Source organism: Peribacillus sp. Bi134, assembly GCF_918698065.1.
Lineage (GTDB): Bacteria > Bacillota > Bacilli > Bacillales > DSM-1321 > Peribacillus.
In genome coordinates this window covers 489,804-505,566 of the sequence record NZ_CAKKLN010000005.1, presented here as the reverse complement: position 1 = coordinate 505,566, position 15,763 = coordinate 489,804, and the positions used below count along the sequence as shown (strand labels likewise).

Genomic DNA, 15,763 nt, shown 5'->3' with positions numbered 1-15,763 from the left:
TAAAGATGGTAAGTTCAATTTGGTTATTCTTTATAAAGAACAGTTTGTTCGTTAAGGGTGATGGTGTAAACTGTTAATTCTATCGAAAGATAAAAAAATAAGTAAAAAAAAATAATAGATTTTACTATTTAATATAAACCTGTCATTTTTATTAAAAGCAAAGGATCCATTAATAAATTATATAAGAAAGGATGATTTTAATGCCTTTATACCAAATGAGAGAAATATGGACACCTTTAAAATTAGTTGGGGTTAAGTTTTTTAAAACAGAAGAAGGAAGTATTTTTATGAAAGTATTTAATAAACGTCGAAGAAAGTTAAAGTAAAATATTATTGTGCGTTAAGCTTTTTATGATGAATCAAAAATTACCAATACCTAGTTGTTTTATTGAAGAATATTGTAGAATGATGGCGGAAATTAACGAAAAGTATTTTAGTTAATTATCAGATTTATTAAGTATAATTAACATGAATATATGGGTATGTCGACTTCATAAAAGTTAGACTTACATATTTTGCGCATGAAATTTAATTGGAAAATCATCATAATGTTAAATATTCTTGAGAAAAGCAAACCTATTGAAAAATAGGGACGCAAAATTACAGGTCTAAGGCTTTGCTAAGACGGCTGTGTTACCACAAATAGGCGGAATTTGTCATGGAAGAAAACAATGAATTGGAAGAATGGATTTATTTAATGTTAGAAGCGAAAAATTCAGGCTTGTCCATTAAAGATGTGAATGATTTTATCGTAGAAAATGGATCAAGAGAAAAATCTTACATCATGGGATAAGCTATATGTACCTTAGGGAAGGCTGTTATACAGTCTTCTTTTTTATTTTCATTACCGGAAATTACCGTAAAAGGTATCCAGAATAAGGAACATGGCGATGATAATAAAAATGCGACCTAATTGAGGGGGATTTTTATTATGGATGTACCTATTGCCTTTTTTAAGGGTTTAATGTGGGGAACTTTATTCAGTGTACCGCTATGGTTATCATTTTGCGGTTGGATAAAAATAATATTGAATGTTTTAGAATAAAACCCTTATTAAATCAGATTATTAAATGAATAAAGAAGGATTTAATATATTGATAATGGAATTTAACTTAAATACATAATGTGTTTTAAGTTGTCTTACCCTTCTCCAGATATACGAAATATAGCAAAAAAATAGTGAATAATACTTAAATATTTTTCGTTATGTGCCGATACTACACTATAGAGATCAAGCAAAGGGACTTCGCAAAGGCGATGTCAGATAGCTGCCATCAAAATAGAAGGAGATTATTTGATGACAAAAAACAAGTTCATTACGTTCGAGGAAGTTTATGAAAAGAAACAGAGAAGCAAGAAAATTTTTATTGGGACTTATATTACCATTACATTAGTTTTGATTTCATTAATGACATATTTTATGGGACAATCATAATGTGGGGTTATCGAAGGGGCTGAGCAATCGGTCCTTTTTTGTTTTTTTATATCCACACTATTTACCTAAAACTTACTAGTATTCATTCAAAAGGGATATTTCAGAAATGTTAAAATTGGGTAAATTTTTGGTTTTCAAACTAGTTTCTGCTTGCCAATTCTCGGTTTATATGTGATTATCAAATAAATGAGCTATATTCCTTATTTTTGAAAAAAGGATTAGGACAACAGTATGAAATGGTGGCTCAATTATATATTGGAGTGGAAATTTCGCATGGATTTTTTTGATATTTTAAAAGACACTTTTGCCAAGGGTGAGTCTGGACAAGATGTTTCTGTAAATGAACTTGTGGAAGAGATTAAGGAGAAATTAAGCGGGATCATTGAACATCCTGATAGTATATGATTCGTAGATACTTCTTCCCGGGCTTATTGACGTTGGGTGTTGTTTGGTGCAGTTTTGTATAGAATGTTATTCTATCGTTTTCAGGGGCTCTTATATGTATCCTTTTTAGTGCAGATGATTTGCATCAAAAACTAACCGGTGGCCGAACTCCCTTGTTGCAAGATGTCATGCTGGACACGTTTGGCGGTTTGCTGGGAATCTTCTTTTCTCTTTTCTGGTATCGAAGAAGAAAGCGTCAATGAATTTTAGAAATCATTTCCGTTACATATACTAAAGGAGCATGTTTAAAACATGCTTCTTTTTTATCGTTTTCATTTATTTATAAATGAATGATAACCTGTGAGGGTGATGAGTATGAGGAGAATTGACGGCTATTCTCGGGGTGTTAGCTGCAGGAGTTTGTATCATTCTTTTTTTTCGATCGGTTCAAAAAGCGCGTGATGAAAGTGAGGCGGAGTTCGGGAACTCCTGGGATTTGTTAAGTTCTAAAATAAAGCTTCGATTTCCGAATCGTGCAGATTATGTGCAAAATCGGTCACATGTATTTTTACAGCATATGAATGTGAAGTCCTTTCAATATGATTTGCAGGCCGATACTTAAGAATGTGAAGAACTGGATTCTGGATAAGGTTGGAGGGCAGCATAAAACGGCCTATGAAATTCCAGTTACACAGGTCTTCAATTCTCGCATTGTGGTGTTTATCTTGAACAAGATAGCTATGTTTTCACAGAAAAAGGCGAAAGCTGTTTGTTATGGGAATATTCGGTTTAAATAGGTTCCTCTCCTTTTTCAGGCTCGAGTTCGTTTTATTGAAAAGGGAGAGGTAATGCTCTCATGTATTGCCGAAAAGAGCTACTTCTCATGAAACATATTTCATTCTTGATCGATCACTGATGGCTTTCAGAATAAACATTTTGTCCTGTTTGCTTAGCATAGCCCAGCTGCCTGCTTTGATTTTCATACAAATCCACTCCTTTGGTTTAGGATTATTTATTATAGTTGATGAATGACGGTTGATGGAATTCCGGGTCCAGTGAATGATAGTGTCAAGTGATTATAGGGGCAAGGGGAAGATGGAATTGTCAGCTCATATTAGATTATACCGTCTTTTAGTGCCTAATAAACAACAAAAATTCCAACAAATCTCTACAATTGGTGTTCGTTTTTTGTCAGATTATTGGACGGGGAAAATGAAAAAGCTGTCAGGATGCGGGTCCGGACAGCTCTTTCATTTTTTCTTATTTGATGGATAATTGTTCTTTTAATTCGGATTGAACCTTTTCCTTTTCTTCATCCGACACAATATAATAGTAGATTCCGTCGATTTTAGTACCGTTACCATTTATAGATGATTGGGTAATGCTTTTGCTTGCGTCCCTGTAGTTCTTTTGGATGTCCATCATGTCATCAAACGTCAAATTCGTCTGGATATTATTACCGAGTGCAGCGAAGACTTCATCGTATTTCGTCAATGATGAAAGGCTAGCGCCTTCCTTGATTACAGCCTCGATGATGGCACGTTGTCTGGATTGACGGCCGAAATCACCACTAGGATCATCATGTCTCATTCTTGAATAAGCAAGGGCTTCTTTCCCGTTAAGAGTATGCGTACCTTTTGCAAAATGAATGCCATCGGATGTGAAATCCAGATCGTTTTGTACGGTCACACCGCCGACTGCGTCAACGATATCCTTAAAGCCTTCCATATTGATCTTCATATAATAGTCGATTGGGATATCAAGGAAGTTTTCAACTGTATCCATGGACATTTTTGCGCCGCCGAAGGCAAATGCATGGTTGATTTTATCCTGTGTTCCATGACCGACGATTTCGGTCCGTGTATCACGCGGAATGCTTAGCATTTTGACCGATTTCTTTTGCGGATTGACTGTCAAGACGATCATTGTATCTGAGCGGCCTTTGTCGCCATCACGTTCATCGACACCGAGCATGAGCATCGAGAATGGCTCCTGATCGGATAGTGCAAGGTCCTTAGTTCGTTTATCGGTGGTACGGTCTATTGGTGTATGCATCGTGTCAACGGTTTTTGTCAGTGAATTCCATACGGAATAGGCAAAGGCTCCCCCAGCTAATATGAATAGCAGGACAATTACCCCGACTACCTTCAGCCATGTCCGTTTCTTTTTCTTCTTTTTTTCATGTCTCATATTTTACTTCCTTCCTCTTTTTGTAACCACTTCATCTATTATATTTAATTTCATAATAAAAGAATAGTATATTTTGCTACTTTATAATACCTTTGACATATTTGGAAGCCAATAAAAGGTTTTTGTTATGACATGAAAGTTTAATAGGTTTTTATAATTGGTTTGAATTTTTTTGAATTGAATGCTGATATAGCAAGGGTTTAAAGCTATGACATTGTAGCAGCACGGCTATATAAAAGTCTGGATTTCATCTAGGTAAATAGTCGTGGGGTTTTTCAAGGGGAAGGCAGTATTTAAAAGGGGTGCTTCCAAGCTGCCTTTGCAATTCCCGGTGACAAACAAAGGGGAAGGACGGTATCCGCCGCTGATCGAGGCAGCTCCGCAAAATGTTTCAGCTGAGCAGTATGTGGAGCTATATACAGAATCAGAAAAAAATCACCAGTTATTCTGTGATGTAAACGAAGTTATAGTTTGGCAAGCTGCATGAACCGTGACAAAATCCGGACAAAGTAAAGCTCCTGTGTAGCCATTTCATTCTATATAGAAATATGTTGATGTAACTCCGGAAAAAATTCCCGAGTTTTTTTATTAAAAAGTAAGGCCCTTTTTTAAAAGTTGAATAGAATGGAAAAAGTGATTTTTCAAAAGGGAATTTCTAGGCGTACGACGATTTCCTACAAAATGGGTGATAAGCAGAGTCCGTATTGGAAAGCAGGCGCATATATATGCAGTACGGATATCATTAAAGTATAAATAACTATTGGAGGCTAAAGGAAAAATGGCAGAGACTGTTGGTTTACCGTACCTTGATGCTTTAACAGGAAAATCGGTGAGGGTGTTTAAAGGCGGGCCTGATTCTAGAGAAGGCAGGCTTATAGGAGTATTAAGCGATTATATCGTTTTACAAACAGGGAAAGATGAACAAACTCAACTTGTGTATTACGCAAGGGATCATTTGAAAATAGTTGTCGCGAATGCGAAAAAGTCACAAGTCGATTTATTGGCCGAGGAAGAAGAAACAGTATTTCCGACCAGTTTTTTAGGAGTGCTGTCAACACTTCAAACTAGCTGCATTCAAGTGAATGGCGGCGGTCCGGGATCTAAAGTTGGCCGGGTTGTAGATGTGAAAGATGAATTTTTAGTTTTATCCACGGAGAAGGATGGGCTTGTTTTATACCCGATTTCCCATATTAAAAGTGTAACAGTGATCGAAGAATCAGACGAACAATTATTGCCTGAATTTGTTTATAACGGAACCGATACACTTAATGGCCTTCTGACTCGCTTAGTCCACAACTGGGTATCCGTTTTCGCTGGTGGACCTGAGAGGGTTGAGGGCATCCTGATGAAAGTGGCTGATACGTACCTTATCGTTGTGCATAAAGAAGAATTATTTTATGTGCCAACTGATCATGTCCAATTCGTTGCCTTAACTGTGAAGGTAGAGGAAGAAGCTGAAGAGGAGACAGATGAAAATTCCGAAGATGGAGGTTCGTCGGACGGAGGTGCATCAAACGCGAATTCAGCAAATGGAAATTCAGCAAACGGAAGTAGAAAGGATGAAAGCAGTTCATTAGAAGAGAGCAGTTCTTCATATGAAAGCTCTTCAAGCTCAAGCTCATATGAAAGCTCTTCAAGCTCAAGCTCAAGCTCAGATGAAAGATCAGGAAGACGCAGAAGTCCTCGTGCAAATGCATTCAAGCAAATTTGGATTGAGAACTTAATCAAAGCTTCAAATCAAAATATCCGGTAAAGAAATACCAAACAGGTACAGCAACCAAAATCGAGTTGTTGTGCCTTCTTATGGAAGGTGGACATGCCGTTATTGCCAAAGATGGATTCATTGGGATTCAATACACCTTTGATTTATTTTTTCATTTGCAAAAGTTTATGTTCAAATGCTTTTAAAATGGCCAAGCAACCATTTTGTTTGGTTGATCTTAATATAAAGGGGGAAGCGTCGCTTGTTAGCAAAAAATATAGGCCAGTATATGGAACTGGAGCTCTCAGGGAATATACATGAAGCGGGGATTTTAATTGAAGTAAGTTCTGACATCATCGTTTTGTATACTGGAAAAGCCTACCGTTACGTTCCATTCCGGCACATTAAGAATTTTTCCTTTCCTATAATCGATGAGGAGATTGGTTCGGGAGGAGAGCCGGAGATTGACGAGACCTCGTTCCGAAAATTACTGATGAATGCGAAGGGGATGTTTGTTGAAATCCTGCTCACGAAAAAAAACTCGGTTCATGGTTATATCGTGGGCATCATGAATAACTATTTCGTCTTTTATTCGCCAGTATTTAAAACGATGTTCATTTCGATGGATCATTTAAAGTGGCTTTCGGTTTGTAATGATGAAAAGGGTCCATACGGTTTGAATAAAGGGGAACAATTGGCACAGGTTTCATCTTTAAGCTGGGCCAGGACATTGGAGGAACAGGTAAAAAAGTTAACCAATAAACTGGTGGTGCTCGACTTGGGGATGCATCCGCAGAATATCGGGATGATCAGTGCAGTGAAAGATGGCATCATTGAGATGGTGAATGCTCAAGGGGAGGCGATTTTTGTCAACATGAGGCATGTTAAAAGTTTTCATTTCCCACAATAAAGAAACTCCGGGTCTGAAGCGATCCGGAGTTATTTCTTTTTCTCGATATTTTCATAGACCGAGGCAAGGGCTTGTTCGAATTTCCCGCTCTTTTTCGGTTTGTAGTATTTTTTTCTGTGCAGTTTGTCGGGTAAGTATTGCTGCTTCACCCAGCCATTCTCGTAGTCATGCGGATAAAGGTAGCCGATGCCGCGTCCGAGTTCAGTGGCCCCTTTGTAATGGGCATCCTTAAGATGATCCGGTACATCTCCACTATGGCCGCTGCGAATATCGGAAAGAGCCGCATCAATTGCGGTAATGGCGGTATTCGATTTAGGTGATAGGCATAACTCGATCACGGAGTTGGCAAGTGGAATCCGGGCTTCGGGAAACCCGAGCCGTTCAGCGGCTTCGACTGCAGCGAGGGCCCTGGGACCAGCCTGCGGATTGGCGAGACCAATGTCTTCGTAGGCAATGACCACCATGCGGCGGGCAATGCTGACAAGATCGCCGGCTTCGACCAAGCGCCCCAAATAATGAAGGGCTGCATTCACATCACTGCCGCGAATAGATTTTTGGAAAGCCGACAGAACATCATAATGGGCATCTCCATCCTTGTCATGTGAGAAGCTTTTTTTCTGCATGCATTCCTCGGCAATTTGCAGATCTATATGTATCGTTCCGGACTCATCGGGTTCGGTGGAAATGACGGCGAGCTCAAGAGCGTTAAGCGCACTGCGGACATCTCCGTTCGAAGCCGTCGCGAAATGGGTAAGGGCATCAAGGCTGACATCCGTTATATACGCACCAAGCCCGCGCTCTTCATCATGAAGTGCCCGTTCCAGAGCTTTGGTAATATCATTGGTTTCCAATGATTTGAGCTCGAAAATCTGGCACCTGCTTCGAATGGCCGGATTGATTGCATGATAGGGATTGCTGGTCGTTGCACCGATCAAGGTGATCATCCCGTTTTCAAGATAAGGCAAAAGGAAATCCTGCTTCGCCTTATCGAGCCGGTGAACCTCATCAAGCAGCAGAATCACTTTTCCGGACATCTTAGCCTCTGCTGCCACGATTTCCATATCCTTTTTATTATTGGTCACCGCGTTCAGTGTCCTGAAAGCAAACTTCGTGCTTCCGGCAATCGCACTTGCAATCGAAGTCTTGCCAATTCCCGGCGGACCATACAGTATCATGGAAGAAAGCTGCTTGGCTTTCACCATCCTTGCGATAATTTTCCCTTCACCGACCAGATGCTCCTGCCCGATGATCTCATCTATCGACCGAGGCCGCATCCGGAAAGCAAGCGGTTTAATATTCATTGCGCACCTCTCCTTTTTATATAAGGTATCACAACTGATGGGGGAAATGCGCTGATTATGCTGTAAAAGAGGGTGAATTCCTATTATAGTAGTTCGTTTCGGGATTTGATTTGTGCTGTGAGATCGATAATTCGATCTAGCAGTGGACGAATTCGACCTACCGGCGGGAAAATCCGACCTAGCGGGGAACTTATTCAACCTACCGGCGGAAAATCCGACCTAGCAGGTGACTAATTCGACCTACCGGCGGAAAAATCCGACCTACCAGAGGACTAATCCGACCTACCGACGTAATAATCCGACCTCTCCTTCTATGAGAGAATTTAATAGATAAACTCTGCCTCTAGTATGGCCGGAATGATTCAGTTTTAGTGAAAGTAATAGTTTTTTTGCACTGGATGGGGATTGGAGTTGTAGGAAGTTTCGAAATTCCCTGTTGGTAATGGTAGGTTTGACGAGGTATAGATAATCATATAGTGCCGAAATATGTGCATCGAGGGAAACATCCAAACAGGTACGGTAAATCCATTTTCTTGATTTCCGCTCCATCGAAAATGCATGACACTTATCGCAGAATGCTCCGGTTTGGAGGGCGGTAATCGGAATTCTATAATTCTCGAGCGGTTTAGGAAAATAAGGGATGTGACTATCAAGCAATAAATTCGATAATCGTTTCATTGCTCTAGTAGAAAGGACCGCTTCGTTATACTTGTTTTTTAATTCCTCAATTTTAAGTAGAATCCGATCCTTACGTGTCACTATTCTATTAATATCCGTATTCCCGGCCCGAATGATCGTTGAAGAATTGGCACTGACTACGAGAGTTTCAACTGGAAGGTTGTTCGTTCTTTTTGTTTTTAACCAGTCTAACAAGTGCTGACGCTGCCGGCTCACTTGCAATATGGGATCATCAAAAGCTTCGGTTTTTCCATCTGGATTTGTACGGATAAGTTGATTGAATGCATTATCGAAAAAAATTTCACCAGCCATGTTTTTGACTTCAAGGATTAAAAGGAAAGAGGATGTGAGAATGAGGATGTCCATTTGGAAGGGGAAAGGTGATCCAATAAGTCGGAGGTCATGAAAGGGTAGATACTCTTTTTCAGGAAGGGATTTAAGAGATTGAAAGACTCTGTTTTCACCGTTGTATCCAGCCTTGATTTTTTTAATATCTTCAATAATTGCCGGGTGCTTCGCATGCCCAGGAGGTAAGCGTCTCATCAGAGCTTCGAGCATGTCTATTTTTAAAGGCCTCTTGCAGTTTTTAATGATCATGATAACCACTCCTTATAGATTTAAGTGAAGTATTCTCGGTTAATAAAGTGATTTCCTGTATTTTAGTGAAATTAAATGTGGCATGGATGGACTTTTGTATTAATTCGACCTATCTCTGCAATAATCCGACCGTTCGAGCGAAAAATCCGACCTGGCGCAAATAATCCAGCTTCCAAGCGAAAAATTCGTTCTAGCACCCAATAATCCTGCCGTCCGGGCGAAAAATCCGACCTAGCGTAAATAATCCAGCTTCCAAGCGAAAAATTCGTTCTAGCACACAATAATCCTGCCGTCCGAGCGAAAGATTCGACCTATCCCCGCAAAAATCCGACCGTCCAGGCAAAAAATCCGTCCTAACCCAACCTTTTTATATCTTTTCCTACCTCTCCAATTAGGATAATTTGACAAATGAAGGGCGGGTGAATGCATTTCCGGCGGGAATATGCTATAATTTCAAAAGAATTTAGAAACGGATAAATAATTTGAGGTGTATATGTATGAAGATATCTACTAAAGGCCGTTATGGTTTGACGATTATGATCGAGCTTGCAAAACATTATGGAGAAGGCCCGAAGAGTTTGAAATCGATTGCCCAGACGCATAATCTGTCGGAGCATTATTTGGAGCAGTTGATTGCGCCGCTTCGTAATGCGGGATTGGTGAAGAGTGTGCGCGGTGCGTATGGCGGGTATGTCCTGTCTAAGGATCCTCAGGAGATTACTTCGGGTGATGTGATTCGTGTATTGGAAGGGCCGATTACCCCTGTTGAAGGAATTGAGGATGAGGAGCCGGTGAAGCGCCAGCTTTGGATCCGGATTCGCGATGCTGTGAAGGATGTATTGGATAATACGACGCTTATGGATTTGGCGAGCTACAAGGATACGGGTGAAATCGATTCTTATATGTACTATATTTAAGTGATTAGCAATGCGCCTATTATGTAGGCGCTTGCGTTTTTTAATGGAGGCGACAAAAAAGTGGACAGAATATATTTAGATCATGCTGCGACTTCACCGATGCATCCGAATGTGATCGATAGGATGATGACGGTCATGAGCAATGACTTCGGGAATCCGTCGAGCATTCATGCGTTCGGGCGGGAGGCGCGCCATGTTTTGGATGAAGCGCGTTCGAGTATTGCAGCGAGCATCGGTGCGGGGCGGAATGAAATCATTTTCACGAGCGGCGGAACCGAGGCGGATAATACGGCGATCATTGGTGTTGCGAATGCTTATAAAGAACAAGGAAAGCACATCATTACTACGGAGATTGAGCATCATGCGGTATTGCATACATGCCAATACCTTGAGAAGTCTGGCTTTGAGGTCACATATTTACCTGTGAATGAAGCGGGGCTTATTTCAATTGCCGATTTAAAGGCCGCATTGCGGGATGACACGATTTTGGTTTCGGTCATGTTCGGCAATAATGAGGTTGGAACGGTCCAGCCGATTGCTGAAATTGGGCAGCTGCTCAACGGGCATCAAGCCATTTTCCATACGGATGCGGTTCAGGCATATGGTTTGATCTCTATCGACGTCCGTGAGTTGGGTGTGGATTTGCTTAGCGTATCCGCACATAAAATCAACGGTCCAAAAGGAATCGGCTTTCTTTATATACGTGAAGGCTTGAAGCTGAATCCTCATTTATATGGCGGGGAACAAGAACGCAAGCGCCGTGCTGGTACGGAGAGCGTGCCTGCAATTGCCGGTTTTGCAGAAGCTGTTTTAATTGCACAAAGCACGATGGAAAAGAAAAAGGAGCAATACAAGCGTTTTAAAGACGTATTGCTTGCCGTCTTGGATGAGGCGGATGTACAATATGAAATTAACGGATCTATGGAACAGTCGCTGCCGCATTTGCTGAATGTTAGTTTTCCTGGTACGAATGTGGAATCGATGCTCGTTAATATGGACTTGGCAGGTGTTGCTGTATCGAGCGGATCCGCTTGTACTGCTGGGTCAATCGATCCGTCGCATGTGCTTGTGTCGATGTTCGGGAAAGATTCGGAGCGGACGAAGAATTCGATTCGTTACAGCTTCGGTCTGAACAACACGGAAGAGGAAGTAAGGCAAGCGGCTGAAACCACCGTTAAAATCGTTAATAGATTAGTGAGAAGATAATTCTCACTTTAAATAAATGAGGTGACAGAATGAGAAAAGCACCACAGGACACCCGCGTCGTCGTGGGTATGTCAGGAGGCGTGGATTCTTCTGTGTCAGCCCTGCTATTGAAGAATCAAGGCTATGATGTGGTCGGGATTTTCATGAAGAACTGGGATGATACAGATGAAAACGGAGTCTGTACGGCAACGGAAGATTACAATGATGTAATTGCCGTTTGTAATCAAATCGGCATCCCTTATTATGCGGTCAATTTTGAAAAGCAGTATTGGGATAAAGTTTTCACATATTTCTTGGATGAGTATAAAGCGGGCCGTACCCCGAATCCGGATGTAATGTGCAATAAGGAAATCAAGTTCAAGGCATTTCTTGAACATGCCGTAAGCCTTGGTGCCGATTATGTGGCTACAGGTCATTACGCACAGGTTGAATACCGGGATGGCGAATACAAAATGCTTCGCGGTGTCGATAATAATAAAGATCAAACGTACTTCTTGAACCAGCTTACTCAAGAACAGTTGGAAAAAGTCATGTTTCCGCTTGGACACATTGATAAGAAGGAAGTCCGTGAAATTGCGAAAGAAGCGGGTCTTGCCACGGCAACGAAAAAAGATTCTACAGGCATCTGTTTTATCGGTGAACGCAATTTCAAAGAGTTTTTAAGCAATTACCTCCCAGCTCAGCCCGGTGATATGGTCACGATGGATGGCAAGGTCATGGGCAAGCATGACGGATTGATGTATTACACCATCGGTCAGCGTCACGGTCTAGGGATCGGCGGCAGCGGCGAACCTTGGTTTGTTGCGGGAAAAGACTTGAAGCGCAATGTTTTATATGTGTGTCAAGGCTTTGATAATGATGTACTGTATTCCAATTCCCTTCGTGCAGTTAATGTCAGCTGGGTAGCGGAACATATACCTGCGGGTGAATTTACATGTACGGCAAAGTTCAGGTACCGTCAAGAGGATAGCGGTGTTAAGGTGAAGGTCTTGGACAATGGTGACGTCGAAGTCATCTTTGACGAGCCAGTCCGCGCGATCACACCTGGACAAGCAGTCGTATTCTATGAAGGTGAAGTATGCCTTGGCGGCGGTACGATTGATGAAGTATTTAAAAAAGGTGAAAAACTGACTTACGTAGGGTAAAATAAGCATGTCCCCAGCTGTGTTTGCGGTTGGGGACTTCTTTTGGATTGCGGGTATACCGCCTGAATTCGGCCACTGGCTTATGCTATACTTTTTAATATAAAAATGGAGTGTGAATGGATATGGATAAGAATCAACAAGGAATTGAATTTATGCAGCAAGGGAAATACGAAGAAGCGGCGAAGGTTTTTAATGAGGCGATCGAGGAAAATCCGAATGAGCCAGTTGCCTACATAAACTTTGGGAATGTATTGACTGCCGTTGGTGAAACGGAAAAAGCGGTCAAGTTTTACAAAAAGGCGATCGAGCTGGATGAAAATGCGGCAGCGGCTTACTATTCATTAGGAAACTTATATTATGAATCAGATTCTAAACTAGGCGAAGCGAAGGATATGTTCGAAAAGGCAATCCGATTGGGACTGGATAACAGCGATGCTTACTTCATGCTTGGATTGACAATGATGGCATTGGATCAGCCGAAATTGGCGATGCCTTATTTACAGAGAACGGTGGAGCTGAGCCCTGAGGACGTTGATGCAAGATTCCAATATGCGTTATGTCTTGCTAATGCGGAATTATATGATGAATTGATCAACCAGCTGAATTTAGTTGTGGAACAGGATCCGGGACATGCGGATGCTTATTATAATTTAGGTGTTGCGTTTGCAGGGTATCGTGAGGATGCTCAAGCAGCGATGGCTTATTTTGACAAGGCTTTGGAAGCACAGCCAGACCATATGCTTGCTGCACACGGTAAGAAACTGTTGGAAGAAATGAATGCAGAGTAAATAAAAAGCATATGCATGGAAAGGTGGGGAGAAGCGTTGAGCCAGCAAGACTCGTTGGATTTGTTTTCAGAAGAGAAAATGTTCATGAAGGGAAGTCATTTAGTGACGATCTTTCATAATGAAGAAAATATGTACTCGGTTGTAAGAATTCGTGTGCATGAAACGAATCTGAATTATGAAGAGAAGGAAGCGGTCGTAACTGGTTATTTTCCAAGGATGCATGAGGATGAGATCTATATTTTTTATGGGGCCATGAAGGAACATCCGCGTTTTGGCCTTCAATTTCATGTAGAGCATTTTCGCAAGGATTTGCCTCAATCCAAGGAAGGCATCGTCAGTTATTTATCAGGTGACCTTTTCAAGGGCATTGGGAAGAAAACAGCTGAAAGCATTGTTGAGACACTGGGTGAAAAGGCAATTTCAAAAATTCTGGCTCAGCCCTCGCTGCTTGATGATATCCCGAAGCTATCCGGTGAAAAGGCAAAGGGCCTCTATGATACATTGGTCGAGCATCAAGGTCTGGAGCAGGTGATGATCGCCCTGAATCAATATGGCTTCGGTCCGCAGTTGTCGATGAAGATATATCAAATGTATAAACAGGATACGATCACGATGGTTCAGGGGAATCCGTATAAGCTCGTAGAGGATATTGAAGGGATTGGTTTTGGACGGGCGGATGAGCTTGGGCATCAGCTGGGCATTTCCGGCAGCCATCCCGACCGAATCAAGGCTGCATGCTTATATACGCTTGAATCACAATGCCTGCAGGACGGAAATATCTACATAGAAGCCGAGCAGCTTTTGGAAGCAGTCAAACGGCTGCTGGAGGAAAATAAACGGGATCGCATTGAATTCACGAACATTTCCTCGGAAATAATCGAATTGACGCAAGAGGGGAAAATAGTTGTCGAGGATCAACGAATTTATCCGCCTTCGCTATTCTATTCGGAAAAGGGAATCGTAATGAACATCAAGAGGCTGCTTGCTCAAACCGAGTATGAGGACCAGTTCCCCGAATCGGAGTTCTTGCTTGCACTTGGGGAGCTGGAAGAGCGTCTGGATGTTTCTTATGCCCCGGCCCAAAAGGAAGCGATCCAAACGGCCCTGCAATCACCCATGTTAATCTTGACGGGCGGACCGGGTACCGGTAAAACGACAGTCATTAAAGGAATCGTTGAGCTATATGCAGAGCTGCATGGCGTATCAATGGACATTAACGATTATAAAAAAGAAGGAAGCGATCCATTTCCATTCGTACTTGCGGCTCCTACTGGCCGTGCAGCGAAACGCATGGCCGAATCGACTGGGCTTCCCGCTGTTACGATCCACCGTTTGCTCGGGTGGAACGGGAGTGAAGGCTTTTCCCATGATGAGGATAATCAGCTGGATGGCCGTATTGTAATCATCGATGAGGTTTCCATGGTGGATACGTGGCTGGCCCATCAATTGTTTAAAGCTCTGCCGGAAAATGTCCAAGTGATATTGGTTGGTGATGAAGATCAGCTGCCATCTGTTGGCCCTGGGCAGGTTTTAAAGGATTTGCTTGCATCGAATTGTGTACCGACTGTCAGTCTGGAACATATTTATCGTCAAGCCGATGGCTCGTCGATCATTGAATTGGCCCATGAAATCAAAAAGGGAAGGCTTCCGGCTGATGTCACGAAACAGCAAGAAGACCGATCGTTCATTCGCTGCCAAACCGGTCAAATCGCCCAAGTAATCGAGAAAGTCGTTGCCAATGCCAGGACGAAAGGCTTCACGGCCAAGGATATACAGGTGCTGGCTCCCATGTATAGAGGGCCTGCCGGGATTGATGCACTGAATAAAATGCTTCAGGAAGTGTTCAATAGCAATGCGGATGAAAAGCGGCGGGAAATAAAATTCGGAGACGTAATATACAGAACGGGAGATAAGGTGCTTCAACTGGTGAACCAGCCAGAGGAGGGTGTCTTTAATGGCGATATGGGAGAAATCGTGTCCATATTGTTCGCTAAAGAAAATACCGATCATGTCGATAAAGTAATCATATCGTTCGAAGGCATCGAGGTGACATACACGAAGCAGGACTTGAACCAGATCACACATGCATATTGCTGCTCCATCCATAAGTCGCAGGGAAGCGAATTCCCCATTGTCATTTTACCTGTAGTGAAAAGCTATTATCGGATGCTCCGACGTAATTTATTGTATACGGCGATTACGCGCAGTAAAAATTTCTTGATCCTTTGTGGTGAAGAAGATGCATTCCGTTTAGGGATCGAGCGTAATGATGAGATGCGCCGCAAAACGACTTTGCGTGAAAAGCTGCGGGAGATTTTGAGCGAAGAAGAAATGCCGGCGGAAAAGGGAGAAGTACCGCAACAATCGAGTTATCTTGATATTCTCATGCATGCTGACCCGATGATCGGGATGGAGAATGTCACGCCTTATGATTTTATGTAGCGGGTTCTTTTGGATGCATTTTGTTTAAAATTCATAGTTTTGGTGGAATTATAACTAATATGTGAAAG

Annotated in this window: 16 protein-coding genes and 1 riboswitch; of the genes, 13 read left to right on the top strand and 3 right to left on the bottom strand. The window is 41.9% G+C overall.

What is annotated here, in order from left to right:
• The first annotated feature begins 559 nt into the window (after window positions 1-559).
• Window positions 560-641, top strand: a riboswitch (cyclic di-GMP riboswitch).
• 17 nt (window positions 642-658) lie between these two features.
• From sinI to LQ188_RS13775, 5 genes are all read left to right on the top strand, one after another.
• Entirely contained in the window at window positions 659-793 is a 135-nt protein-coding gene (gene sinI, locus LQ188_RS13785) for a DNA-binding anti-repressor SinI (protein ID WP_230177063.1), read from the top strand.
• 504 nt (window positions 794-1,297) lie between these two features.
• Window positions 1,298-1,435, top strand: a complete 138-nt coding sequence (locus LQ188_RS13780) for a hypothetical protein (protein WP_153246104.1) — start codon at window positions 1,298-1,300, stop codon at window positions 1,433-1,435.
• Window positions 1,436-1,708: 273 nt separating this feature from the next.
• Window positions 1,709-1,840, top strand: a complete 132-nt coding sequence (locus LQ188_RS26835) for a hypothetical protein (protein ID WP_260358157.1) — start codon at window positions 1,709-1,711, stop codon at window positions 1,838-1,840.
• 68 nt (window positions 1,841-1,908) lie between these two features.
• Window positions 1,909-2,082, top strand: coding sequence for a VanZ family protein (locus LQ188_RS27005; protein WP_363320592.1), 174 nt, complete (start codon window positions 1,909-1,911; stop codon window positions 2,080-2,082).
• A 122-nt stretch (window positions 2,083-2,204) separates the two neighbouring features.
• Entirely contained in the window at window positions 2,205-2,441 is a 237-nt protein-coding gene (locus LQ188_RS13775; protein WP_230177062.1) for a hypothetical protein, read from the top strand.
• Between the two features lie 638 nt (window positions 2,442-3,079).
• Here the strand turns inward: LQ188_RS13775 and LQ188_RS13770 are convergent.
• On the bottom strand, window positions 3,080-4,009 hold the full coding sequence (locus LQ188_RS13770; RefSeq protein ID WP_230177061.1) for a LytR family transcriptional regulator: 930 nt from the start codon (window positions 4,007-4,009) through the stop codon (window positions 3,080-3,082).
• 265 nt (window positions 4,010-4,274) lie between these two features.
• On the opposite strand from LQ188_RS13770, the gene LQ188_RS13765 reads away from it, so the two are divergent.
• The 3 genes from LQ188_RS13765 to LQ188_RS13755 all read left to right on the top strand — a co-directional run bounded on the left by LQ188_RS13765 (window position 4,275) and on the right by LQ188_RS13755 (window position 6,621).
• On the top strand, window positions 4,275-4,496 hold the full coding sequence (locus LQ188_RS13765; protein WP_230177060.1) for a hypothetical protein: 222 nt from the start codon (window positions 4,275-4,277) through the stop codon (window positions 4,494-4,496).
• A gap of 291 nt (window positions 4,497-4,787) precedes the next feature.
• Window positions 4,788-5,762: a hypothetical protein gene (locus LQ188_RS13760; RefSeq protein WP_101222706.1), complete on the top strand. Its 975-nt coding sequence runs from the start codon at window positions 4,788-4,790 to the stop codon at window positions 5,760-5,762.
• 211 nt (window positions 5,763-5,973) lie between these two features.
• Window positions 5,974-6,621 (top strand): DUF2642 domain-containing protein, encoded by a 648-nt coding sequence (locus LQ188_RS13755; protein ID WP_230177059.1) that lies wholly within the window; start codon window positions 5,974-5,976, stop codon window positions 6,619-6,621.
• A gap of 29 nt (window positions 6,622-6,650) precedes the next feature.
• On the opposite strand, the gene LQ188_RS13750 is transcribed toward LQ188_RS13755, so the two are convergent.
• Both LQ188_RS13750 and LQ188_RS13745 read right to left on the bottom strand, forming a co-directional pair.
• Entirely contained in the window at window positions 6,651-7,922 is a 1,272-nt protein-coding gene (locus LQ188_RS13750) for a replication-associated recombination protein A (RefSeq protein WP_230177058.1), read from the bottom strand.
• A gap of 282 nt (window positions 7,923-8,204) precedes the next feature.
• The gene (locus LQ188_RS13745) at window positions 8,205-9,197 is read right to left on the bottom strand and encodes a nuclease-related domain-containing protein (protein ID WP_230177057.1); all 993 of its coding nucleotides are present in this window, start codon (window positions 9,195-9,197) and stop codon (window positions 8,205-8,207) included.
• 497 nt (window positions 9,198-9,694) lie between these two features.
• Here LQ188_RS13745 and LQ188_RS13740 point away from each other — a divergent pair, with 497 nt between their 5' ends.
• The 5 genes from LQ188_RS13740 to LQ188_RS13720 all read left to right on the top strand — a co-directional run bounded on the left by LQ188_RS13740 (window position 9,695) and on the right by LQ188_RS13720 (window position 15,695).
• On the top strand, window positions 9,695-10,114 hold the full coding sequence (locus LQ188_RS13740; RefSeq protein WP_034308657.1) for an Rrf2 family transcriptional regulator: 420 nt from the start codon (window positions 9,695-9,697) through the stop codon (window positions 10,112-10,114).
• 60 nt (window positions 10,115-10,174) lie between these two features.
• A complete protein-coding gene (locus tag LQ188_RS13735) occupies window positions 10,175-11,320 on the top strand; it encodes a cysteine desulfurase family protein (protein WP_230177056.1) in 1,146 nt (381 codons plus the stop codon).
• 29 nt (window positions 11,321-11,349) lie between these two features.
• The gene (gene mnmA, locus LQ188_RS13730; RefSeq protein ID WP_101222649.1) at window positions 11,350-12,465 is read left to right on the top strand and encodes a tRNA 2-thiouridine(34) synthase MnmA; all 1,116 of its coding nucleotides are present in this window, start codon (window positions 11,350-11,352) and stop codon (window positions 12,463-12,465) included.
• A 122-nt stretch (window positions 12,466-12,587) separates the two neighbouring features.
• On the top strand, window positions 12,588-13,253 hold the full coding sequence (locus tag LQ188_RS13725) for a tetratricopeptide repeat protein (RefSeq protein ID WP_230177055.1): 666 nt from the start codon (window positions 12,588-12,590) through the stop codon (window positions 13,251-13,253).
• A gap of 36 nt (window positions 13,254-13,289) precedes the next feature.
• Window positions 13,290-15,695, top strand: a complete 2,406-nt coding sequence (locus tag LQ188_RS13720) for an ATP-dependent RecD-like DNA helicase (RefSeq protein WP_101222648.1) — start codon at window positions 13,290-13,292, stop codon at window positions 15,693-15,695.
• Window positions 15,696-15,763 lie beyond the last annotated feature (68 nt).